Annotated in this window: 10 protein-coding genes and 1 rRNA gene; all 11 read left to right on the top strand. The window is 41.2% G+C overall.

The annotated features are described in order from the left end of the window. Positions 1 to 623, top strand: a 623-nt coding sequence (locus WC724_03695; protein MFA6078088.1) for a hypothetical protein, incomplete at its 5' end; no start/stop codon positions are given. 182 nt (positions 624 to 805) lie between these two features. Continuing rightward, positions 806 to 1,465: a hypothetical protein gene (locus WC724_03700; GenBank protein ID MFA6078089.1), complete on the top strand. Its 660-nt coding sequence runs from the start codon at positions 806 to 808 to the stop codon at positions 1,463 to 1,465. Between the two features lie 64 nt (positions 1,466 to 1,529). Next, complete coding sequence (locus WC724_03705) at positions 1,530 to 1,673, top strand: hypothetical protein (GenBank protein MFA6078090.1); 144 nt, start codon at positions 1,530 to 1,532, stop codon at positions 1,671 to 1,673. A 74-nt stretch (positions 1,674 to 1,747) separates the two neighbouring features. Beyond that, positions 1,748 to 2,302 (top strand): hypothetical protein, encoded by a 555-nt coding sequence (locus tag WC724_03710; GenBank protein MFA6078091.1) that lies wholly within the window; start codon positions 1,748 to 1,750, stop codon positions 2,300 to 2,302. Positions 2,303 to 2,305: 3 nt separating this feature from the next. Further along, positions 2,306 to 3,304, top strand: coding sequence for a DUF2157 domain-containing protein (locus WC724_03715; GenBank protein MFA6078092.1), 999 nt, complete (start codon positions 2,306 to 2,308; stop codon positions 3,302 to 3,304). Positions 3,305 to 3,351: 47 nt separating this feature from the next. Then, positions 3,352 to 3,864 carry a DUF1360 domain-containing protein gene (locus tag WC724_03720; GenBank protein MFA6078093.1) on the top strand — a complete coding sequence of 171 codons (513 nt, stop codon included), beginning with the start codon at positions 3,352 to 3,354 and terminating at the stop codon, positions 3,862 to 3,864. 223 nt (positions 3,865 to 4,087) lie between these two features. Then, complete coding sequence (gene rplJ / locus WC724_03725) at positions 4,088 to 4,576, top strand: 50S ribosomal protein L10 (GenBank protein MFA6078094.1); 489 nt, start codon at positions 4,088 to 4,090, stop codon at positions 4,574 to 4,576. Between the two features lie 56 nt (positions 4,577 to 4,632). Continuing rightward, on the top strand, positions 4,633 to 5,046 hold the full coding sequence (rplL, locus tag WC724_03730) for a 50S ribosomal protein L7/L12 (GenBank protein MFA6078095.1): 414 nt from the start codon (positions 4,633 to 4,635) through the stop codon (positions 5,044 to 5,046). Between the two features lie 320 nt (positions 5,047 to 5,366). Continuing rightward, complete coding sequence (locus WC724_03735) at positions 5,367 to 5,978, top strand: hypothetical protein (GenBank protein MFA6078096.1); 612 nt, start codon at positions 5,367 to 5,369, stop codon at positions 5,976 to 5,978. A 148-nt stretch (positions 5,979 to 6,126) separates the two neighbouring features. Beyond that, positions 6,127 to 6,816: a hypothetical protein gene (locus tag WC724_03740; GenBank protein MFA6078097.1), complete on the top strand. Its 690-nt coding sequence runs from the start codon at positions 6,127 to 6,129 to the stop codon at positions 6,814 to 6,816. Between the two features lie 461 nt (positions 6,817 to 7,277). Then, a 23S ribosomal RNA gene (locus WC724_03745) occupies positions 7,278 to 8,768 on the top strand; the annotation flags it as partial.

The following is an 8,768-nucleotide window of genomic DNA, read 5'->3' on the forward strand; positions in this document are numbered from 1 at the left end:
ACTCACAAGTATCAATCTCTGGAACTTCTTCGGACGTTACAACTAACGGCTTAAGAATCTACAGAACAGTTCCTACCTTTGCTGTAACAAGCACAGGTGGCAGTTTGGCTCTTAACTCTGACTTGTACAAAGTCACTGTTACAAACCCGACAACTAGAGATGTTGTTTTGGCTAAAATGAGCTTCAACATTGCTACCACAGGTGGAGCAGCTACAGGATTCACACTTTACGGAGACGGAGTTGCAGCTAAATCAGCTGTAACCGAAGCTCCTACAGGAACATTGGCGATTACCTTTGACAACACGTCACAGGCCAAGATTGTTCCTGCAAACAGCTCAAAGACATATGCTCTAAGAGTTGCTTCAGTAGTGGACACTGCATCTGTTTCTGAGACGCTCAGCATTAACCTTCTTGCCGACACATCATTCCCTTCACAGGCGTATTTGATGAACACGGTATCGGGACTTAGTGCAAGTAACATTATTTGGTCACCGTTCTCAACAACGACTCCGGTCGCTGATGCAGATACGATTACAAATCTTGACTGGGCAAACGGTTATGGCTTACCTGGATTCCCATCCAACGCAAGCTTCTCCGCTCAGACTTGGACACGTGCAAACTAATAACCAACTTGTGATTTCCTGACTTCGGTTAGGGAATGGTTAAGCAAAAACCCCTCTTTATTGAGGGGTTTTTGCGTTTTCCGCTCTCTTCATCAAAGGGCATCCCTTGGATAAACAAAACAAAAAACTCCCGCCAAAAAGCGGGAGTTTTTTGTTTTGTTAAATTTGATACAATGTGGCGTATGCAAATAAACAATAAAAATATTACCCTGTTTGTATTAGTTATTATTTCGGCGGTTGTTGCCGGTTATTACATAAATAAAGATCTTCAAAAAAGTTCCGTTAATACAGGCGGAAACGGGAATATAGAAATAAACAACAAACAAAACGGCGACAACAAAGACCCCGGCTACACGGTCAAAGTTGAACCCGTAAAATCTGCGCCGGCAGTTGCCATTCCGGACCTCAACCGAACAGTTAATTTTGATTCTGCAGATGAAAAAACAAGGGTGAAAATAATGGAGATTTCCAGTGCACTCAAGAAAAACAGCAATGACATAGCATCATGGATTGACCTCGGTTCATGGAGGAAGGCTATAGGTGATTATGAAGGCGCCCGTTTGGCTTGGGAATATGTGACCAAGGTTAGGCCAACCGACAGTGTGGCTAACGGTAATTTGGGAGACCTTTATGCTTATTACCTGAAAGATAATAAAAAAGCTGAAACATATTTCCTGCAGGCCATAAAAAATGAGCCAAGCAGTATCTTTCTGTATTTTAAGATAGCTGAATTTTACCGCGACGTGGTTAAGGATACGCAAAAAGCCAAAGATATTGTCGAACAGGGGATAGCTAAAAATCCTGACTCTCAGGAGCTCAAAGATCTTTTGTCATCTTTATAGAAATTGTCAAAAAGTATGTTCCTTTACTAAAGAGGTGAAAATAATAGAATGTAAGTAAAGGGATATGTTTAATAAAGATTTCTTCACTTCAACCATCGGTTTTGCCGCCATAATCCTAATCGGGGTAGTGGTGATTATTATGACCGGTTTTGCCAAAGAGATGGATATTGACCCGAGTCTCATAATCAGCAACTTCTTCAAAAAGTGATACTCACCCAAGGGATGAGTCTAAATGTAATTAATGGTTGCGTGCCCAGTCTTTAGTAGTAACATATAGATATTATGGATACACAAAATAAGTGGCCTCTTTATATAGCAATTGGTTTGCCGGTTTTGTTCATTGCCGGACTTATTGGCGCTGTTTACATTCCTCAGCTTTTTGCCAAACCGGCTCAGTATGATTTTCTTTACGCAGTGCGTAACTCAAATGAATATTACGGACAGACATATGTAGTGGAGAAAGGTAAGATAGTTAAAAGATATCTGCCTCCGCCGGTTGAATTAAAGCCAACTGATGTAAAAAATTACCAAGCAGTTGTGATTGACTCCATTTACCTATACGAAGTCGCGAACGACAAAAGTCGTGAACTGACTATTGAAGAAGCGCAGGCTTTGATGCTTGACCAAAATCCTAAAGCCCCGGATGGATACATGCTCACGGGTGGTCAGACTGACGGAGGTCTTATTACAGGGTTGTTCGGGGGAAACCGCGATTACAACGCCCGTTATTTGAAGAACGGTTTTTACAGCAAGCAAATTTATCTGACACAGGCGGATTCGCGTTCATATTACTATGGCCCCGGCGGGATTAACTTTCTCGGTTGGGTAATAAAATAAACTATGGATATAGAACCAAAAAAAATTGCCCTACAAAGAATTCGTGAAATCGTCACTTCGAACGGTCTTTCGCGCGAGGAGGTACTTTCGGTTTTGGGTGGAATTTCTGGTCAGACTATCGGTGCTTCTAGTGGTGACAAGACTGAAGGTTTTCATTTCAATATAGTAAAAATATTATATTTTCTCGGTGGTTTCATCGCCCTCTCCGGAGTGGTTGTTTTTGTTTCGCAATTTTGGGACACACTACCTTTCTTTGGTAGGGTAGCAATAACACTTGGGTCTGGAATTATTACGTATGTTATTTCTCTTTTGCTTAGAGATTACCCATCAGCCACTCTTGTCTCAAATCTAGCTTTAGTTTTTTCGGCCCTCCTTTTGCCGACTGGAGTGACCGTCATCTTAAACGAGATGCATATCTCTGATTGGATGCTTGCTAGTTTGTGGATGGCAATTGGTTTCTTTATGGTTTATTTTTCTACAACAAGAATATTGAAGAATGACGTTTCTCGTTTCCTAACGATAGTTTGTGGTACAGCCATTTTTTATACTTCTGTCTTGCTGTTTATTAGAGAGAATCCAGCCATTGTTCAAACGCTAAAAGATTTTTATGCCTACATGTTTATTGTTTATGGTGTTACAGTTCTTGCACTTTCTTCTCTAATGAATCCAATCGCTGGAGCAAAGAGGCCGTTGAATGCAATCCTTGTTTTTGTTGGGACCGTTTCGGTATTGGGAGCAACTTTCGCCCTAGAGGATTTTTGGAGATTTGCCTGCCTTCCTGTTATCGCTCTCTTTTTCTATTTGAGTATCGTAATGCACAAAAGAATTATTCTTGTGCTTTCATCAATCGCTTTGATGGGTTACCTCGGACGACTTACTGCTGAATATTTTAGTAATAGTTTAGGTTGGCCAATTACACTTATGCTTTTGGGGCTTTTGTTAATCGGAGTTGGATATGCTACTTTTTCCTTTGGGAAAAAATACGTTTCAACTACCAGCTAATTGAAGTACTTACTTCCTAGGTGTTAAATAATCCGTATAATCTTTCTATGAACAAAAATATTGAACCACGAAACAATCAGGCTTTTTGGTATTTTGCTTACGTCGTATTTTTCGTTGCGGTAATTATTGTTTCGGCGATTATACTTGTTCGCGTTAACGATGGCCTTCCTTCCGGCATCGGCGGATTTGATTTTATTCTTATTACCTTGGCAACATTTAGGCTTACTCGTCTTTTTGTTTACGACAAGGTTTCAAAGTTTTTCCGTGATTGGTTTTTAGATGAAACTGATTTGATTGATACTGAAAGCGGGGAGGTTCTTGTTGTTAGGACAAAACCAACAGACGGCCCTCGCAGAACTGCGATTGAACTTCTCGAATGCCCATGGTGCGTTGGTGTGTGGTTTGCTGTGCTTGTGGCATTTTTCTATTACCTTACTCCAAACGCTTGGTACTTTATTTTAATTTTGGCAGTTGCCGGGGTTTCTTCCGTTGTTCAAATTTTTGCCAATATGATTGGCTGGCGCGCAGAATATTTCAAAAAAGAAGTGAATCAGGGGTAGTTGCAATTTGAGAGACCTGTGTTAGTATTTGCCTACAAGCCGTAGAAAACAGATAGCCCTAGGGCGTTAATTGCGAAAGCAGTCTGTCGAGGTCGAATACTCATTTCGTTAACAACGGAATGCTTGGACGACTCCACGGGGAGTCGGTTTTGTTTTTAATAAGTTGTTTTTAGTATTTTGGCTTTCCTAAAAGCTAAAAGCTAAAAACTAACAGCAAGTTAATATGGCAATTAGTAAAGAAAAAAAGGTAGAAATATTGAATAAACTTAAGCAATCGATTTCCAATTCGATATCTCTTGTTTTTGTTAACTTCAAAGGTCTTACCGTTTCAGAGGTTTCGAAGATTCGTCGTGACTTGCGCTCAAAGGGTATTGGCTACACTGTGGCTAAAAAAACTCTTGTGAAGAGAGCAATTAACGAAGGAAAGTTTGAGGGAGAAATTCCAGAGCTTGAAGGCGAGCTCGCTCTTGCTTATGGGAACGATCCAATAGAACCATCACGAAGTATTTTTGCTTATCAAAAAGAATACAAAGGACACATCCATATTTTAGGTGGAATGTTTGAAGGTAAACTTCTCGACGCAGTGGCAATGACAGAAATCGCAACGATTCCTTCAATGCAGGTTTTGCGTGGTCAGTTTGTTAATTTGATAAATTCACCAATACAACGTTTTGTTGTTGCTTTGGGTCAGATAGCAGAAAAGCGTCAATAATTTCAGATTAAAAAATCTGGAGTTAAAAATTAAAAATTAAATTTAGAAATAAAATTATGTCAGAAGAAACAACAGTAGTAGCAGAAGAAACAGTTGAGGTTCCATCAAAATTTAAGACTCTCGTTGATTCAGTTGAAAAAATGAGCGTTCTTGAATTGAACGAACTTGTTAAGGTTCTTGAGAAGAAATTTGGAGTATCAGCAGCAGCAGTTGCTATGGCTGCCCCAGGAGCTGCAGCAGGGGAGGCAGCTGAAGAAAAATCTTCTTACTCAGTTCACCTTAAGTCAGCTGGTGATCAGAAGATTGGTGTTATGAAAATAGTTAAGGAAGTTTTGGGTCTTGGTCTTAAAGAAGCTAAAGATCTCGTAGACAACGTTCCTTCTCTTTTGAAAGATGGAATGAAGAAGGAAGAAGCCGACGAATTCAAGAAGAGAATTGAAGAAGTTGGAGGACAAGTTGAATTAAAGTAAACTTGTCGGTCGGAGGCCATGAAGATGGCCGAGACGGGCCGTCTACAGGTGTCTATCATTACCGATAGACGTCGCGCGAATTTTTAGCAAAAAATTACGCGTGACCAGGTTGAGTTGAAGTAATTCGGCTTTAATCACACAATCACAAAAAAATACCCTCTAATACGGGTATTTTTTTGTGATTGTGCGTCTAGGGTCTAGGGTTTAGAATGGTGTAAACCAGCCTTTATTTGTGAAAACATTTAATAAGCAATTAAATAGCTGGATAACAATTGTTAATTTAACTGGCATGGGCGTTAGTGCTCTCAACTTTTAACAGAATGGAAATTTTAGGAAAACTTTTTGGAAATGATGCACGCGTTAAAATAATACGTCTGTTTTTTTTGAACGCAGATACTGGTTTTGATCCTAAAGAAATCGAGCGAAGAACAAAATTAAAAACAATTACCGTTAGGAGAGAGTTGGCGATACTTAAGTCAATCGGTTTTATTAAAAAGAAACTTTTCTCAAAAGATTTACCACCAAAGAAAAAAACTTCAGGGTGGTTTTTAGATAGTGATTTTCCTTATAAAAGAGAACTGAAAGATTTAATACTGAACGCTGATTCAGTTAACAATAGTAAAATTGTCGATCGTTTTAAGAAGGCAGGAACCATTAAGCTTTTAATCGTGTCTGGTATTTTTATTAAGGATAATGATAGTCGCACTGATGTTCTCATTGTGGGAGATAATTTAAAGAAGGGGAAAATAGAAAACGCAATGCGCTTAATCGAGGCAGAAATAGGGAAGGAGTTGGCGTACGCTTTTTTTGATACAAAAGAATTTAAATATCGCCTCGAAATGTACGATAAATTTATTTATGACATTTTGGATTACCCTCACCAGCGCTTAGTAGACAAGCTTCAGCTTCCTGAAAAAAACGCAAGATTTTAGTCTTTTTTGTAGATTACAAAAGAAGCAATACTATCCACAATAAACAGGATTAACCGCGTTTTTTCTGCTATTATTAAGGTAGACTTTAAGCAGTCGAAACTTAGAGTTTTTATGCATAGGAACTTTTAATCATAAGTAAAAGTAAGATATGGTATTGCAAACATGGAGTCAGGTCATTGGCGAATCGTTTCAGTCAATTTGGCTTGGTGTGATGAGCTTCGTTCCTAGTTTAATCATGGCAGTTATTGTGTTCATGATTGGCTGGATTGTTGCTTCGTTATTAGAGAAAGTTATTTCACAAGCAGTTAAGGCACTTATGTTCGATAAGGCACTTCGCGCAGCTGGCGTTGAAGAAGTTTTGTCGAAAGGTGGACTTCACTTAAATGCAGGAGCATTTCTAGGCGGCCTCGTTCGTTGGTTTGTTGTCGTTGTTTTCCTTGTCGCTTCACTTGAAGTGATTGGTTTAACACAGGTGACAGTTTTCCTTCGTGACGTAGTGCTTGGATATCTTCCACAGGTTATCGTAGCAGCACTTGTTCTTTTGGTTGGTGCCGTTTTGGCCGACACAATGGATCGAGTTGTTACAACATCAGCTCGCGCTGCAGATATGCACTCAGCTGGTTTCTTGGGAGGTGTATCACGTTGGTCAATTTGGCTTTTTGCCTTGATCGTCGCGCTATCACACTTGGGAATCGCGCCTCAGTTTATGTACACACTCTTCACTGGAGTCGTGGCTATGCTTGCTCTAGCAGGTGGCCTCGCTTTTGGTTTGGGTGGGAAAGAAGCTGCAGCTCGTTTCATCGAACGTTTACGCGAAGATATTTCAAACAAGAAATAATCTTTTCAATTTTCTCCCGCGGAGAAATAAGAAAGAAAAAAGCACCAATTTGGTGCTTTTTTCTTTGCCTTTTTACATGGCTATTTTAAGGGGTTAAAAGGGTCTCTTTTGCTGGGAAAATAGGCATAGTTTTTGCTGGGGTTGACACCTTTTTGCTATTGGCTATAATGCCACTTACCTTATGTTTATCAACGAAAACACGTACAAAAAGCGGACCTAAATGACCTCGCCTTTTGGCGAGTATCAAGAAGTTCCGCTCTCGAGCGGATTTTTTGTTGGAAAAATTAAGGCAGTTCGTTGACAACTAAATCCCGCCACTTTTCATCCCATGTGTGAGTTAGCCTGTTATTGTTCTGGGGTCAGATGAGAGGGAGGCGGACAGACAGAAAAGAAACAAAAGAAATTAAAAAACGCGACCCGGGAAGCGGTTCCTGGAGCGTAAGTGACTTTCAGATTTCCTAATAGGAAATAAGAAGAGCATATGGTGGATGCCTTGGCTCTAAAAGGCGACGAAGGACGTGGCGTGGCGACGATACGTTTCGGGGAGGTGCCTAGCAACCTTTGATCCGGAAATTTCCGAATGAGGAAACTCATCTTGCTTCACCGCAAGATACTCAGCACTAGCTGAGAGCTAACCCAGGGAAGTGAAACATCTCAGTACCTGGAGGAAAAGAAACAAATTGTATTTCCTTAGTAGCGGCGAGCGAAACGGAAGAAGCCCAAACCATTCACCTAAATAAGGGACCGGCAGGAAACTGGTGGAACCTTATTAGGTGAGCGGGGTTGTAAGGCGGCAGTGTAGATTACTAGAAAAGTTACAAAATGTGATGATAATCGAATGCGCTGGAAAGCGCGACCACAGAGGGTAATGGTCCCGTAGATGAAATCATTCACATCTTTTTTATTGCCGTTCTTGAGTATATCGAGACATGAATAGCTCGGTAGAATCCGCCGGAACTAACCGGCAAGGCTAAATACTTTTAGAGACCGATAGTGAACTAGTACCGTGAGGGAAAGGTGAAAAGTAGCCCGGTGAGGGCAGTGAAATAGACCTGAAACCATATGTTTACAATGAGTAGAAGAGGTTGCTTGCAACCTCGACTGCGTGCCTATTGAAGAATGAGCCAACGAGTTTATGCGTGCTGCGAGCTAAGCCGTAAAGCGGTGGAGCTTTAGGGAAACCGAGTTTTAATAGAGCGATGTCGCCTTCGGGCGACGTAGTACGCATAAGACCCGAAGCCAGGTGAGCTACCCATGAGCAGGGTGAAGTTTGTCGAAAGACAGATGGAGGCCCGAACCGGTTGGTCGTTCAACGCCATCGGATGACTTGTGGGTTGGAGTGAAAAGCTAATCGAACCTGGTAATAGCTGGTTCTCTCCGAAATATGTTTAGGCATAGCGTCACGTGTTTCTTCCGGAGGTAGAGCACTGGAAGGAGCAAATAGGGAGAAATCTCGTTGCTCCTATCAAACTCCGAATGCCGGAAGTAAGAGCGTGGCAGTAAGACCATGGGGGCGAAGCTCCATCGGTCAAAAGGGAAACAGCCCAGATCTCCAGTTAAGGTCCCTAAATTCATGCTAAGTGCAAGTAAGGATGTGAGATTTCATTGACAATGAGGATGTTGGCTTAGAAGCAGCCATCATTGAAAGAAAGCGTAACAGCTCACTCATCGAGAGATCTTGCGCCGCAGATAATCGGGGCTAAGCATGGTACCGAAACTGAGGGCTTGTGCGCAGTACGAGCAAGTTAAAAGTTCAAAGTGGAAAGTAAATTCAGCAATGTTTTAACTTTTTATTTTTTTCTTTCGACTTGTTCGCACTGTGCGCGAGCGGTAGGAGAGTATTCCACTCGGCTGTGAAGGTAAAGGGGTAACCCATACTGGAGCGTGTGGAAGTAAGAATGTTGGCACAAGTAACCGCAATGCGGGTGAGATCCCCGCACGCCGAAAAACTA

The sequence above is a fragment of the Candidatus Paceibacterota bacterium genome, assembly GCA_041661305.1.
In the GTDB taxonomy this organism is placed as follows: domain Bacteria; phylum Patescibacteriota; class Minisyncoccia; order Phycocordibacterales; family VMEP01; genus VMEP01.